The organism is Agrobacterium vitis (assembly GCF_013426735.1).
GTDB classification, from domain to species: domain Bacteria; phylum Pseudomonadota; class Alphaproteobacteria; order Rhizobiales; family Rhizobiaceae; genus Allorhizobium; species Allorhizobium vitis_D.
In genome coordinates, this window is the sequence record NZ_AP023274.1 from 215,206 (window position 1) to 229,482 (window position 14,277).

At 61.0% G+C, this 14,277-nt stretch carries 6 protein-coding genes; 2 read left to right on the plus strand and 4 right to left on the minus strand.

Going from position 1 to position 14,277, the window contains the following annotated elements; translation table 11 throughout:
- Window positions 1-9 precede the first annotated feature (9 nt).
- From H1Y61_RS23220 to H1Y61_RS23235, 4 genes are read right to left on the minus strand one after another with little or no spacing between them, the layout of a single operon-like run.
- Window positions 10-237 carry an MbtH family protein gene (locus tag H1Y61_RS23220; protein ID WP_180575255.1) on the minus strand — a complete coding sequence of 76 codons (228 nt, stop codon included), beginning with the start codon at window positions 235-237 and terminating at the stop codon, window positions 10-12.
- The gene (locus tag H1Y61_RS23225) at window positions 234-1,634 is read right to left on the minus strand and encodes an aspartate aminotransferase family protein (RefSeq protein WP_180575256.1); all 1,401 of its coding nucleotides are present in this window, start codon (window positions 1,632-1,634) and stop codon (window positions 234-236) included. Before H1Y61_RS23225 ends, H1Y61_RS23220 begins: the two co-directional genes overlap by 4 nt.
- Complete coding sequence (locus tag H1Y61_RS23230) at window positions 1,631-2,509, minus strand: class I SAM-dependent DNA methyltransferase (RefSeq protein ID WP_235680965.1); 879 nt, start codon at window positions 2,507-2,509, stop codon at window positions 1,631-1,633. Before H1Y61_RS23230 ends, H1Y61_RS23225 begins: the two co-directional genes overlap by 4 nt.
- Window positions 2,502-7,022 carry a non-ribosomal peptide synthetase gene (locus H1Y61_RS23235; protein ID WP_180575258.1) on the minus strand — a complete coding sequence of 1,507 codons (4,521 nt, stop codon included), beginning with the start codon at window positions 7,020-7,022 and terminating at the stop codon, window positions 2,502-2,504. The genes H1Y61_RS23230 and H1Y61_RS23235 overlap by 8 nt, the downstream gene beginning before the upstream one ends.
- Before the next feature lie 325 nt (window positions 7,023-7,347).
- On the opposite strand from H1Y61_RS23235, the gene H1Y61_RS23240 reads away from it, so the two are divergent.
- Both H1Y61_RS23240 and H1Y61_RS23245 read left to right on the plus strand, forming a co-directional pair.
- Window positions 7,348-9,609, plus strand: a complete 2,262-nt coding sequence (locus tag H1Y61_RS23240) for an AMP-binding protein (RefSeq protein WP_180575259.1) — start codon at window positions 7,348-7,350, stop codon at window positions 9,607-9,609.
- A gap of 34 nt (window positions 9,610-9,643) precedes the next feature.
- Window positions 9,644-14,233, plus strand: a complete 4,590-nt coding sequence (locus H1Y61_RS23245; protein ID WP_180575260.1) for a type I polyketide synthase — start codon at window positions 9,644-9,646, stop codon at window positions 14,231-14,233.
- Window positions 14,234-14,277: the final 44 nt, after the last annotated feature.

The window sequence follows — 14,277 nt, forward strand, 5'->3', positions numbered from 1 at the left end:
TGCACCTCCTTATCGGTTGACGGAGGTGTCGCCGTCCATCTGGCGACGGAGTGAAAGCGGGCGCATATCGGTCCAGACCGCAGCAATGTGGTCGAGGCAGGCTTGTTTCGACCCCTCGAAGCCGCCATCGCGCCAGCCCAGGGGGATGGCCTTGTAGGTCGGCCAGATCGAGTATCGCTCCTCGTCGCTGATGACGACGCGGTGCGGAAAGTTAATGGTTTGGTCCTGGTTGCTCATGGCGTTGTTCCGTCGGAGAGGGGGATGAGGCCGAAACCTGCAAGCGATTGCAGGCCGTTCAGGAAGGCATCGTGGATGGCTGTGATGTCGCCATCCGAATGGGCGGTGGAAAGGAAGCCGCCCTTGTCGCCGCTGCGCAGATGAATGCCAGCGGTGAGCAGTTCGAGCGACAGCAATCCCAGTGCAAGCGGCGGAATGCGGCTGCGGTTGACCGCAATCGAGAAGAAGGAGCCGAACTGGATGAAGACAACGGGAAGCCGCGCTGCCGCAAGCGATGCATTGAGGCGCTCGACAAGGCTGCGTGTGCGTGCGTTGAGCCCATCCTGAAGAGACCGGCCTTGCTGGAGCATGTACGTCGCGGCTGCGCGCGCGGCCGCAAGCGCCAGAGGATGACGACAATAGGTTCCGGCAAAAAAGGTCGGTTGGGCTGGGGGCACAGACTCATCCCCGAAAGACCAGGGGCCACCATCGATATGGTTCATCAACCGATTGCTGCCAGCAATCAAAGCCAGCGGCAGTCCGCCACCGGCGATCTTGCCATAGGTCGCGAGATCCGCCTCGACTTCGAAATGTTGCTGCGCGCCGCCGGGTGCCACGCGAAAGCCGCTGATCATCTCGTCGAAGATCAGGACAGCACCTGTCCGCTGCGTCACATCGCGCAGCGCGTGCAGAAAGGCGCGGGGCTGGACGTCGATATTGCGGCTCTGCACCGGCTCAACCAGCACGGCGGCGAAGGTTTCGCCATCCCGCTCCAAGATGTCCAGTGCGCGCGGATCGTTATAAGGGAGCAACACCACATCCTCCGCCGTCGCGGGCGAAATGCCGGAAAAGGCGGGAACGGTGCGCTCGTCATCGGGGGCGGCAATGCGGTTCAGGACCTGATCCGAATGGCCATGATAGGAGCCGATGAACATCGCAATTTTGCGCCGCCCGGTCGCCGCCCGCGCCAGCCGCAGGGCGGTCATCACGGCTTCGGTGCCGGTATTGGTGAAGGTTACTCTTTCCTTGCCCGTCAGCTTGCAAAAGAGTGCTGCGGTCTCACCTGCCAGATCAGATTGCGGCCCGAGCGCAAAGCCCTTGGCAAGCTGTGCTTCGATGGCATTGCGGATAAAGGGCGGATTGTGGCCAAAGAGGTTGATGCCCATCCCCATCAGCACATCGATATAGCGATTGCCGTCGATATCATGCAGTACTGTTCCCTCCGCCCGGTCTACCACAATCGGGTAGAGCGCCTCCTTGGCCATCAGCGAGAAGGGCACGCCGATTGCTGATTTATCAGAGAGCACGCGCCGGTTTTGCGCGCTCAAAGCCTTCGACTTTTCGGTTTTGCTGTTGAAGGCGGCTATGATGGCGGCTGCCGCTTGGGCGGGCGTTGGGTTGCTCGTCAGCGCATTCATAGGGCGGTCTCCTTTGCGGTCTCTGCCTGTATGTCGGCGGAGGGCGCTTTCCGGCAGAAGAAATAGGCGGCATGGCTATCATCGACCGGCCCGCCCTGCGTGCTGCGCAATTCGACGGAAAAGCCGCTTTCATGCAGCGCGCGTGCCATGGCGTCGAGGTTGTGTCCCCAGATTCGGTTGACAACCGAGTGATGCTCCCATTGGGGCCGCAAGCGGCTGAAGCGAGAGAGGAGTGCGAGGCGGATACGCCGGAACCGCGCCAACCGGACGATAAGCCGATCCAGCACGGAAACGGGATGCGCATCGGGACGGCGGTAAATCTCCACGGTGAAGGCACCCCGGTTTGCTGCCGAGTCGTATTGCGGTGTAATCAGCCACGCGAAGTCGGTGTTGATCTCGCCCTCCGTTGGATGGCCGCGCCAGTAGCGCGACATCTGGGCCGGATGGTTGACGTCGAAGACGAAGATGCCGCCCGGCTTCAGGGCGCGGCTGACGCTTGAAAACACAAAGACCAGATCGTTGACGCTTTGCATGTGATTGAGCGAGGCGCTGGTGCACAAAAGGGCATCAAAGGGCGTGTCGAAGGTGAAGTTGCAGGCATCGCCCTCTGTGAAGGTCACCGACGGGGCGTTTTCGCGCGCAAAGCGCAGCATATCGGCGGAGCCGTCGAGGCCAGTCACGTTAAAACCGCGCTCAGCAAGAGCCGCCGCGAGCTGGCCGGTGCCGCAGCACAGATCCAGTATCGCGCCGCCTGCCGGCACATGGGGCAGCACCACGCGTTCGATCGGGCCGATCTTATATGCGCCGTAGCGGGGGCCAAGCGTGCGGTTATAGAGCCACGCCCAGTGATCGTATTTGCTTGCTTGTTCAAGCATATCTCTGCTCATTTTCTTTGGAAGGGTTGAGCGCGCCAGAGAGAATGAAAGCGCGCAGATAGGAGCGAAAAAGGCGAAGGTCGAGCGCTGGCTCGACAATCGATGCAGCCGCCAGCGCGCGATGCATTTCACTGCGCTCAACGGTGCGGATTGTGCCCTGCGATGAACTGGCTGGCTTTTGTTCGAAAAGGCCCATCAGCGGGTAAAGCGGATGATCGGTCTCTTCCCGCGCAATGCGATCAAGCTCGGCACGCCATTCCAGCCGGGGAATGCGTTGCAAATGTAGCCCTTCGGCCGCTGCCGCCTCAAACAGCAGCGCAGACGAGACCGGAGAGGAATGGACCAGATGGAAGGTCTGGCCAATCGATGAGGGTTCGTCCGCAAGGGCAATGATCGCTTGGGCAACAGTGTCCACCGGGAGCATTTCCAGCCGGGTGTCACCCTCTGGCGCAAGGCCTGAGCGCAGATAGCCTTGCATGAGCCGGCACAGGATGTCGGCTTTGTTGAAGGTGCCGGTGCGGCTATCGCCCGAAATCGCGCCGGGGCGGTAGATCGTCACGGGGAGACCACGCTCCTTGGCGGCTTGCGCCAGATGCTCCGCAACCCACTTGGTCTGGTTGTATCCGCCAGCAGGCAAGGGGAAGTCCCCGATCACGGCGCTTTCGCCTATCGTCTCCCCGTCTCCTCGGCGTGTCAGGGCGCTGAGCGAGGAAATAAGATGCAAGGGCCGTCCTCGGCCCACCGCCGCCAGCCGGATCGCCTCGACCGTGCCGCCAACATTGGGAGCGCGAAGGCGTTGATAGGGATGCAGATGATGAACCTCCGCGCCATTGTGGATGATGGCGTCTATGCTTTCACCAAGCGCCGTGTAGACGGCATCGGAAAGCCCGAATTTTTGCTGTGAGAGATCGCCCGGCAGCGGTCTGATACGTGCTAAAAGGTCATCCCGCCACAGACCGTAGGATTGAAGCGATTGGCGCAGGCGATCCGCCTCGGACATGCCCCGGACGAGGCAGGAGACCGTGCGAGACCTGTCCTTGAGCAGTTCGCTGAGCAGATACGCGCCCAAAAAACCTGTTGCTCCGGTGAGAAACACATGGCTCAAAGGATGAGTAGACACAATCCGCGTCGGAATGCGGATGGCCGTATCAAGCTCGGTATCGGCCCGGCACATCTCCTCTTCCGTCATGGGGCTGTGGTTTCGGTTGCTTATCCTTGCCGCCAGCGCTTCGACTGTCGGGGCCTCGAAGAGATCGATAATGGCGATGTCGAGGCCGAACGCCGATTTGGCAAGCGCCGATAGCCGCGTGGCCAGCAGCGAGTGACCGCCGATTGCGAAGAAATCATCGGTGGCCGAGACAGGCGGGCACCCGAGCACTTGCGCAAAGATCGCCGCGATTGCGTTTTCCGTCTCTCCTTGCGGCGGACGGCCAGCCTGTGGCACCAGATCTGGAAGCGGAAGTGCTCTGGTGTCGATCTTTCCATTGACGGTGAGTGGCAAGCGATCAAGCCAGACGAAGGCGTCCGGCACGAGGTAGCGGGGCAGATATGCGGCGAGGAATGCCTTCATGTCCACGGCGCTGATGGTGGTTGCCTCCTTGGCAACGCCGTAGGCAATGACGCGCTTTTGACCATCAATCTCGTGGATCACGACTGCCGCAGCCACTATGGTGGGATGCGTCAGCACCATGGCTTCGATTTCACCCGGCTCGATGCGATAGCCACGGATTTTCACCTGATCGTCGAGGCGGCCAAGCACCCGGATGCGGCCATCCGCCAGTTGGCAGGCGCGGTCGCCTGTTCGATAGAGCACGCCGCCCGTTGCGGAAAATGGATCGGGCACGAAGCGCTCGGCTGTCAGTGCCGGGCGACCGTGATAGCCCCGGGCAATGCCAAGCCCGCCGATATGGAGTTCGCCCGGTTGACCGACCGGAACCGGCTCCAGATTGGCGTCGAGCACATAGAGTTGCTTGTTGGCAGCGGGCAGCAAGGTTGCTTCAATGGGATGGCCATTGCCGCAGGGGACCATGCTCGCATTGACCGTTGTTTCCGTCGGGCCATAGGCATTGATGAACAGCCGCCCCGTCCCCCAACGTTCGATCAATTCGGGCGTCGGTGCTTCGCCGCCGGTTAGCACCATGCGCAGTGCTGGATAATCGCCCGCTGGCAGCGCGATGAGCGCGGAGGGTGTCATTGTCACATGCGTTACGGCTTGCGTTTTCATGTGTTCGGCAAGCGCTGGACCGGGCAGAAGCTCGCTGGCGGGCAGCAGCAGCAATGACGCGCCTGCGCCAAGCGCCATGACGAGTTCCGGGATAGAGGCATCAAACGAGAAGGAGAAGAACTGGAGCACACAATCGCCCGGCTTCACCCCGCCAATACGGATCTTGTGTTGCATGAGGTTGACGAGGCCCCTGTGCTCAACGAGCACGCCTTTTGGCCGCCCGGTCGATCCCGAGGTGTAGATGATATAGGCAAGGTGATCGGGCCGATTGATGAGTTCAGGATTGCCCGTCGCCGCATCCCGTGGCCAATCGGTATCGAGATCGATGCGGGTTACCGTCTCCGGCAATGTCCGTGCGCGCTCGGTCAAAACCAAGCGGGCTTGCGAATCTGAGAGCATCATGGCGAGGCGTTCCGGCGGATAGGCCGGATCCAGCGGCAGATAGGCAGCGCCAGACTTGAGCACGCCGAGCCAAGCGGCAATCATATCGAAACCGCGCTCAAGCGCGATGGCAACGATAGTCTCTGGACCCGCACCCAGACCGCGCAGGTGGTGCGCGATCTGGTCGGCGCGTCGGTTCAGTTCGTCATAGGTCAGGGTGCGTCGCTTGCCATCACTGACACGAACAAGCGCAATCGCGTCTGGTGTGCGGGCCGAATTAGCCTCGAAGACCGTATGGAAAAAAGCTCTCTCATCAAAAGGTGTTGCCGTTGCATTCCAGCCGACGATCTGGCGCTGACGCTCCTCGGTTCCGAGCAAGGGAAGAGCAGCGAGGGCTGTTCCCGGCTCGCGGGCAATCGCCTCGATCAGCACACCGAAATGGGCGGCGAGGGAGGCGATTGTCTCAGAGCGGAAAAGCGCTGTGTCATATTCGAAATTGCCATGGATCGTGCTTCCGGCATCGATCAGGTTGAGGCTGAGATCGAGTTTCGCCACACCATCGTGCCGTGGCAGGCGGGTCAGCGTGAGGCCCGAAAGTCCGACCCTCTGCTGCGGCTGAGCGTCGAGCTGGAATTTCAGCTGGAAAAGCGGATGGACGCTGGGATCGCGCTCTGGCTTCAGTGCGTCCACCAATTGCTCAAAAGGCAGGTCTTGATGGTCAAGCACCGACCAGAGGGTCGCTTGGCTTTGGCGCAGCGTCTCGCGGAAGCTCGCTGCGGGATGAAGCCGTGAGCGCACCGGCAGCGGATTGACGAAGAGGCCGATCAACCCTTCCGTTTCCCGGTGACGGCGGTTGGCGACGGGCGTGCCAATCACCAGATCCCTTTGCCCGATATAGCGATAGATGAGGGTGTTGAAGGCCGTAAACAGCGTGGCGAAGAGGGTGGCACTTTCTGCTTTCGCAAGCGCTTTCAGCCGGGCCGTGGTGCCAGCATCGAAGGCGATGGAATGCAAGGCTCCGGCATTGGCCTGAACAGGTGGCCGGGTGAAATCCCCCGGCAATTGCGTGGCGGGAAGCGGAGCGTGGAGATGATCGGTCCAGAACGCTAAAGACCGCTCAAGCGCCGGGCCTGCCAGAGTGTCGCGCTGCCATGCGGCGAAATCACCGTATTGAATGGGAAGCGCTGGCAGATCAAGCTCAACGCCCGTCACCTTGGCCTGATAGATCGCGGAGAGATCGCCAAGCAGCACATCCATCGACCAACCGTCCCCGGCAATGTGGTGCAGTGTCAGCAGAAGAAGGGTTCGCTCGGGGCCAAGGCGGATTGCCGTGAGGCGGAGTGGCGGCTCAAAGGCCAGATCAAATGGCCGCCGCGCTTCCTCTTGCCGTATCCGGTCGATTTCCGCCTCATCGGGCATATCGTCCTGTCGGTCGATCAATTGCAACGGAATATCATTTTCGGCGATGATGCGTTGAGAGGGCATGCCATCCCGCATATTGATGCGGGTGCGCAGGATGGCGTGGCGCTCTGCGACGGCCTGAAGCGCTGCCTGCAATGCGGAAAGATCAATGCTGCCGTGGGCCTCAACAGCCAGCGATATGTGGTGAAGGCCAGCCTCCGGCATCATCTGCTCGACAAACCACAAGCGCTGCTGGGCAAATGAAAGCGGCGGCGCGTCCGAATGACGGGCGGAGATCGTCTCGCTATTTGCCGCCTCATGATCCTTTGGGTTCAGGGAAAGATTCGCAATGATCTCCGCCTTGCGGGCGCGGATCGCGTCGGTGATATCCTGTGTGAGCACGCTCTCGGAGCCGGAAAGTCGAAGTCGCCCATCGACGCATGTAATGCGGATGCCTTTTTCCGACAGGCGCGACAGCAGCGCTTCCACCGTCTCTAGAGCAGTCATCGCCATTCCTCCGCCAGAGCGCACAGGACCTGTTGCACACACAGCTGATGGGTGGAAACGACCATCTTGGAGATGCCTTTGCCCGTGAGTATTTTGAACGTCATTACAACCTCAGGTTGGATTGTGAATTTCGATTATGGAGGCGTTGAGCTGCTGTTTATATTGTTGACTAAGATATTCAAGAATTATATGCAAGTGCCAATTCGATGGCGACCACAGATTGCCATCACCGAAATTTCAAGCGGCTGAGTGTCCTTTTTGAAAGAGAAAAGAGCATGGGTCGGCGATGGGCGGATTTTCCGCGGCGCTCTTCAGCAAGGGGTGGATGGCAGTGAACGATACGTCCTGGACGCAACGAACCTCGGAAAGTTCAGTAGAATTTATATCTATAATTCATATGCTTGAGCATCGTGCTCGGGATATGGCGGATGATGTTGCCATGCGCTTCTTTCATGATGACGCGGTCGCTGCGGCGCAGGCGAGGCCGGATTCCTGGACCTGGCGCATGCTTCGCGATCGGGCGCGGCGTGTTGGTCAAGAGATTGCGCAGACAGGACTTGTCATCCCCGGCGCACGTATTCTCGTGGTCTATCCGCCGGGCCTCGCCTTCATCGCCGCCTTCCTTGGATGCCTTTATGCGGGCACCGTTCCCGTTCCCGTTCCGGCCCCTCGGCGAGCTGACGGAATCAATCGTTGGCTGCATATCGCGCGGGATGCTGGGATCTCCGGAATTCTCTGTGCCGACGACCTTCTGGACGTGCTTCGCCCCCTTCAACGGGCAGTCGGGCATGGCTTTGCGCTCGCCCCGCAGGCCGCCGATCCGGCAACCCCGGTTGTCTTTGAAGATGACGGCAGGCCATTCCATGCGCCGGAGGCAAAACATGTCGCTTTCTTGCAATATACATCGGGTTCGACGAGCGATCCGAAGGGGGTCATGGTCACTCACGGCAACCTCATGGCCAATCTGCGGCAGATCAGCACTGCCTTCGAATACGGCCCATCCGACATATCCGCCTGCTGGCTGCCGCACTATCACGATATGGGGCTGATCGACGGCATCCTGTCGCCGGTGTTCAACGGCTTTCCAGTGGCGCTGATGGCACCTGCCTCGTTCCTGCGTCGGCCTCTGCGCTTTCTGGAGCTGGCAAGCCATGTTCGCGCCACCGTTATAGGTGGGCCGAATTTTTCCTACGAGCACTGCGTCGATAAATATGCGCCGGAGGCTGCCGCCGGACTTGATCTTTCCACTGTCCGCATCGCCTATAACGGGGCCGAACCGATCCGCCCGAAAACGCTGGAGCGCTTCACAGCCGCCTTTGCGCCCCACGGTTTCCGTGGCAAGGCCTTTTATTGCTGCTACGGTCAGGCAGAAGCCACGCTGTTCCAGACGGGTAACAGTCCCGACGATCCACCGCTGATCCTGTCCGTCAGCCGCAAGGCGCTTGTCGAAACCGGGGCTGCGGTCGAAGCGGATGATGGCGACGAGCATGATAAGCTCGCCCTTGCCGCCTGCGGCCGCCCTGCCGAGGGGCTTGACCTTGCGCTTGTCGATCCCCAGGCGGGCCTGCGTGTGGATGATGACACGGTCGGCGAGATCTGGATCCGGGGGCCGAACGTGACCCCCGGCTATTGGGGCCGCGCTAAACTGAACGCAGAGACCTTTGATCAGGTGCTGGATGGATCGCGTGGCTGGCGCCGGACCGGCGATCTGGGCTTTCGCCGCAATGGGCAGCTCTACATCACTGGTCGGCTGAAAGATCTGGTGATCATCCGTGGGCAGAACCATCACCCGGAAGATATTGAGCAATCCGTTTTCTCCAGCCATCCGGCGCTTGCACAAGGCCGGGCAGGGGTCTTTGCCATCGAGATTGATGGCGAGGAGCAATTGGGCATTGTCTGTGAGCTGACCCGTGAGGCCCTGCGCGATCTTGATGGTGATGACGTCATCCGTGCCGTGCGCGGTGCCGTCTCGCGCAATCACAATGTCAGGGCCGCCGTCATCGCGCTGCTGCGGCCGAGCAGTCTGCCACGCACGCCGAGCGGAAAAGTTCGCCGCTTCGCTTGCCGACAGGGGATCGTGACGGGTGATCTGCGCATCGTCGCCCGCTGGGATGCAAAGCCGCAGAGCGTGCTCAATGCCCCGGCAATTGCCGAAAAACGAAGCTGGCGTGACCAGCTTTTGCAATCGCCGAAAGCGCTTCGCAAGGAAGCACTCCGGCATCTGCTGCGGCAGGAAGTGGCTATGCTTGCCCGGCTGGGCGAAGGGGATTTGCCCGGAAATTCCGCTGGCTTCTTCGATCTTGGTCTCGACTCTGTGGCGCTCGTCAATATCGGCGCGACGGTTGAGCGGGAACTCGGCGTGCCGGTCCGGCCAACACTGATTTTCGAACATCCCACCATATTGGCCCTTTCGGACCATCTCTACGGCCTCATCGAAGACGATCAATCGGAGACCGTGCCTCTTCAGGACGTAAAGCTCCAGAGCAATGGGCCTGTGGCTCAGACCCCGCCCGCGTTAGCATCTGCCTCTGTCGCCAGCTCCGCTATTACCTCGGAACTTGCTGCCCTGAAGGCATTGCTTCGTTGAGCACAGCATCCGCAATTTGAACGAGAGAAACCCTATGACTGACGTTGAAATCCCGACCCCCGACAGCATAGACCAGAATGAGGTCCTCTCGATTCTGAAGGATGCGCGCGCGCGTCTGGAGGCGGCGCAAAGGGAGAAGGACGAGCGCGTGGCAATCGTCGGCATGGCCGGGCGCTTTCCCGGAGCCGATGATATCGACGCGTTCTGGGATCTTTTGGAGCAAGGTCAAAGCGGCCTTCGCTCCATCACGGATCACGAACTGCAAGAGGCTGGCGTCGATCCCAAGATGGCGGCCCGGCCGGATTATGTCCGAGTCTGGGGTGGCTTCGACGATCCAACGGCTTTCGATGCCGGTTTCTTCGGTTATTCGCCGCGCGATGCGGAATTGCTTGATCCACAACATCGTGTCTTTCTAGAATGCGCAGCGAATGCTCTCGACCATGCGGGCTATAACAGCGCCACCTATGACGGCCGTATCGGTGTCTATGCTGGTGGCGCGCTCAACTATCATTTCAGCCAGATACAGGCCAATCCGCAGCTCAGGGAGGCAACAGATCCGATCCATGCGGGCCTTGGCAATGTGCTTGGCATGATTGCTTCGCGTGTCGCCTACCACCTCGACCTCACCGGGCCAACCGTAGGCGTTCAGGCGACTTGTGCCACGGCGCTCGTGGCGCTTCATCTGGCGGCACGCGGCCTGTTAGCGCGTGAGGCGGATATGGCGCTGGCGGGTGCCGTTGCCATCGGGCAGCCGCGCCCGGAAGGCTATCTCTACAAGAGCGAAGGCATCGCTTCGCCGGATGGGGCATGCCGTCCGTTTGACGCCAATGCCAAGGGCACCGTGTTCACCAATGGCGTCGGCGTCCTCGTTCTCAAACGGCTGAGCGACGCGATTGCTGACGGCGATACAATTCATGCTGTTCTCAGCGGCTCGGCCATCGGCAATGACGGTTCCGCCAAGGTTGGGTTAACAGCGCCCAGCGTTGCCGGGCAGACGGCGGTGCTTCAGGCAGCCCTTGCCGACGCCCGCCTTGAAGCCTCGGAGGTGGATTATGTCGAAGCACATGGAACCGCCACGGCTCTTGGCGATCCCATCGAAATCCGCGCCCTGTCCAGTGTTTATGGCGATGCGCTGAAACAGCAGGGCCGCCGCTGCGGTCTTGGTTCTGTGAAGGGCAATCTCGGACATATGGATGTGGCCGCCGGAATGGGAGGGCTGATCAAGGCCATTCTTGCGCTGAAGCACCAGATTCTGCCCGCCAGCATCAATTTTACCAGCGCGAACCCGGCCCTTGATCTGGCGTCAAGTCCTTTCGACATCGTTGCGCAGCAGCGGCCCTGGCCGGTGACAGAGCTGCGCAAGCGTCGCGCGGCCATAAGCGCCTTTGGCATGGGCGGGATGAATGCGCATGTGATTGTTGAAGAGCCCCCGGTTCGGGAGCGCGAAGCGGACACCACTGGGCCTTATCTCTTGCCACTCTCGGCCAAGACGCCGGAAGCGCTGGCGGCGATGCGAAGCGCTGTGGCCGATCATCTTGGCACCGATGATGGCGCACAGCTTGCCGATATTGCCTATACGCTCCGGCAGGGCCGCCGGACGATGGAGCATCGCTTTGTCGCCCTCGCAAAGGACAGAGACGACGCCGCGCAGATCATCCTCAGCGGTGAAGGCCCCCATTGTGTCGCGGGTGAGCCGCTGGCGGGCGATGCAAGTCTGATCCTCCTGTTTCCCGGACAGGGAGCACAATATCCGGGAATGGCGCGGGCGCTGTACGAGACGGATGCAACGTTCCGCACCGCCTTCGATGACTGCCTGCGCTTCGTGCCGCTGGAACTTGACCTCGCGGCCATCATCTTTGGCGATGGCACAACCGTGGAGCAACTTTCCCGCACAGAGATAACGCAGCCAGCACTTTTCGCGGTCGAATACGCGCTGGCGCAGATGTGGCTTGCCAAGGGCATCAAGCCACGGGCCATGGTCGGTCACAGTCTCGGTGAATATGTTGCGGCCTGCCTTGCCGGGGTCTTTTCGCTGCAAGACGCGGTGACGCTGGTTGTTGCCCGCGGGCGGCTGATGCAGGCTTGCCCGCCCGGTGCCATGCTCTCCGTCATGCTCTCAGAACAGGAGGCGCGCGCATCGCTGTCTCAAGACGTGGACCTTGCTGCCGTCAACGGTCCGCGCAGCACGGTTCTGGCGGGCACGGCAGAGGCAATTGCCGAACTCGCGGCCCGGTTTGATCGCAGCGGTATCGGCAGGCAAGACCTCAAGACCTCCCATGCCTTTCACAGCTTCATGATGGAGCCTGCACTTGAAGCATTTGGGCAGGTGCTTGGCAGGGTGACGCTCAACCCGCCGCAGATTGACATTGTCTCGAACCTGACGGGCCATTGGCTGACGGCGCAGGAGGCAACCGACCCAGCCTATTGGGTGGCCCATCTGCGCCAAACCGTTCTGTTCGGGCCCTGCCTTGCGCGGGTGCTTGACTTGCCGGCCCCGTTTCTTCTCGAAGTTGGACCCGGTTCGACACTGACCCGGCTTGCACGCCAGCAGGGAAAAGCTCAGCTTCGCGTTGCCACCTCGCTGCCCGATGCGAAGGCACCGCTTGATGCCTGCGACCACGCGCTGCTGGCATTGGCGGAGCTTTGGATCGCTGGTATTGATGTCGAACTTGTTGCCGAAAAAGATGCAGGCCCACGTCGCCGCGTGCCACTTCCGACCTACCCTTTCCAGCGCAGTTCCTACGCGATTGCGCGGATTGCACCAACCGAATCCATGCCCGACGAAGCGGCCCGGCAACCATCAATCGAGGACTGGTTTTACCAGCCGGTCTGGCAACGTGCGCCCTCTGAGCATCTCACAACGAGCGGTCACGAGAATTGGTTGATTCTTGGCGGCGAAGAGACCGTAGCGGCGATGGGGCCTGTTCCGGATCTAACCAAGGTCACACGGGTACAGTCTGGCACAGCCTATGGGATTGCCGGGGGCACGTATCACATCGACCCCGCTGACCCGCAGCACTACAGCGCAGTTCTTGCCGATCTTGCAGCGAACGGTGCAACACTGACCCAGATCGTCAATGGCTTCTCCCTTGACGCAAACGCTGCCCCGGACATGGCTTTCACCAGCGGTTTTGCGCTCGCGAAAGCCCTGACCACGACCGAGAGCCGCCCGCCGCTTCTGACTGTTCTGGCATGCGGCCTGCATGCTGTGACCGGCGCGGAGGTTATTGATGCGCAGGCGGCCAAAGTGCTTGGCATGCTCCGCGTCCTGCCGCAGGAACTTCCCGGCATTTCCTGCCGAAGCATCGATTTTCCATCGGCAGAAGGTGCCATTGTTCCCGGCCTCGCTGAGGCGCTATCACGCCCTTGGCGTGACGACAGGACCGTGATGGCGCTGCGCAATGGCTATTGCTGGGTTGAGAGCCACGTGACGACGTGCCTGCCGGAGCCAGCCTATGTTCCGGCTCTCACGGCGGGGGCCACCTACCTCATCGCAGGCGATCTCCTCGACGGTCTTGCCCTCGTTTATGCTAGGTCGCTCGTTCAAACACTGGGCGCGAAGGTTGTCCTTGTTGGACCAAGCGGGCTTCCGAATGCTGCGGATTGGGAACACTGGCTTGCCTCGCACGGGCCGAAGCATCCGGTTAGCGTGTTGATCCGGGCTTTGCGCGGCATTGGCACACCGGGCGAGGACTATATGCTGTTCAGCGGTGATCTCGCTGATCCTGCTTGGCTTGCTGCATGCATTGGCGCGCTTGGCGCGCCATTTGGCCCGATCCGTGGGGTTTTCCAGACGGCAGCGATGGGCGAGGTTTATCACTGCCCGCTCACAGAGGCCACAGTGGAGCGCAATGCTGCACCGTTTGCAACCAAGGTTGATGGCCTAGACGCTCTGTCAGCGGCGCTTGCCGATCATGCGCCCGATTTCATCCTCGTTCAGTCCTCCCTCTCAACGCTGGTCGGCGGTGCGGGTCTTGCCGCCTATGCGGGGGCCAACAGCTTTCTTGATGCCTTCGTTGATGCACGGCGCGGCGCACATCGTCCGGTCTGGCAGGCAATCGCGTGGGATACATGCCTTCCTTTTGGCGCCACGCGAGAGGAGGCAACAGGCTTTCTTAACGATGCGATTGACGCCGATGAGGTCTGGCGGGCAACCCGGGCGGTTCTCGCCCATCCACAGGTCTCCCGACTTGCCGTGACGCCAGTTGATCTGCGGCATCGCATGGCCGCAGCACGGCAGGAACCAAGGGCCGGTGTGGCCGTGGATCAGAAGGAAAACACCGGGCGCGAGCGTGTGCAGGCAGCGTTCATCGCCCCGCGCGATCCCATTGAGACCGATGTGGCTGATGTCATGGGAGATCTCCTTGGCATTTCCCGTGTCGGAATCGACGACAATTTCTTCGAGCTTGGTGGACATTCCCTGCTTGCCGTTCAGGTCGTGACGCGGTTGCGCAAGCAATTCTCAATCGAGCTGCCCATGCGCGCCCTGCTGTTTGATGCGCCCACTGTCGGGGGCATCGCGGCCGTCATCCGTGAGCGCCTCGAGGCCGCACGGAAAGAACAGGCAGAGCTTGCCGCCCTTCTGGACGACATTGAGGCAGAGGCGCTCCGCAAGGAAGCCTGACTGTCACCTGCCTTCCATCAGCAATATGCAAAGGAACAACAATT

Excerpts from the sequence above, each read along its gene's own strand:
- H1Y61_RS23245 (WP_180575260.1), top strand. The coding sequence starts at position 9,644 with ATGACTGACGTTGAAATCCCGACCCCCGACAGCATAGACCAGAATGAG.
- H1Y61_RS23225 (WP_180575256.1), bottom strand. The coding sequence starts at position 1,634 with ATGAATGCGCTGACGAGCAACCCAACGCCCGCCCAAGCGGCAGCCGCC.
- H1Y61_RS23235 (WP_180575258.1), bottom strand. The coding sequence starts at position 7,022 with ATGACTGCTCTAGAGACGGTGGAAGCGCTGCTGTCGCGCCTGTCGGAA.
- H1Y61_RS23220 (WP_180575255.1), bottom strand. The coding sequence starts at position 237 with ATGAGCAACCAGGACCAAACCATTAACTTTCCGCACCGCGTCGTCATC.
- H1Y61_RS23230 (WP_235680965.1), bottom strand. The coding sequence starts at position 2,509 with ATGCTTGAACAAGCAAGCAAATACGATCACTGGGCGTGGCTCTATAAC.
- H1Y61_RS23240 (WP_180575259.1), top strand. The coding sequence starts at position 7,348 with ATGGCAGTGAACGATACGTCCTGGACGCAACGAACCTCGGAAAGTTCA.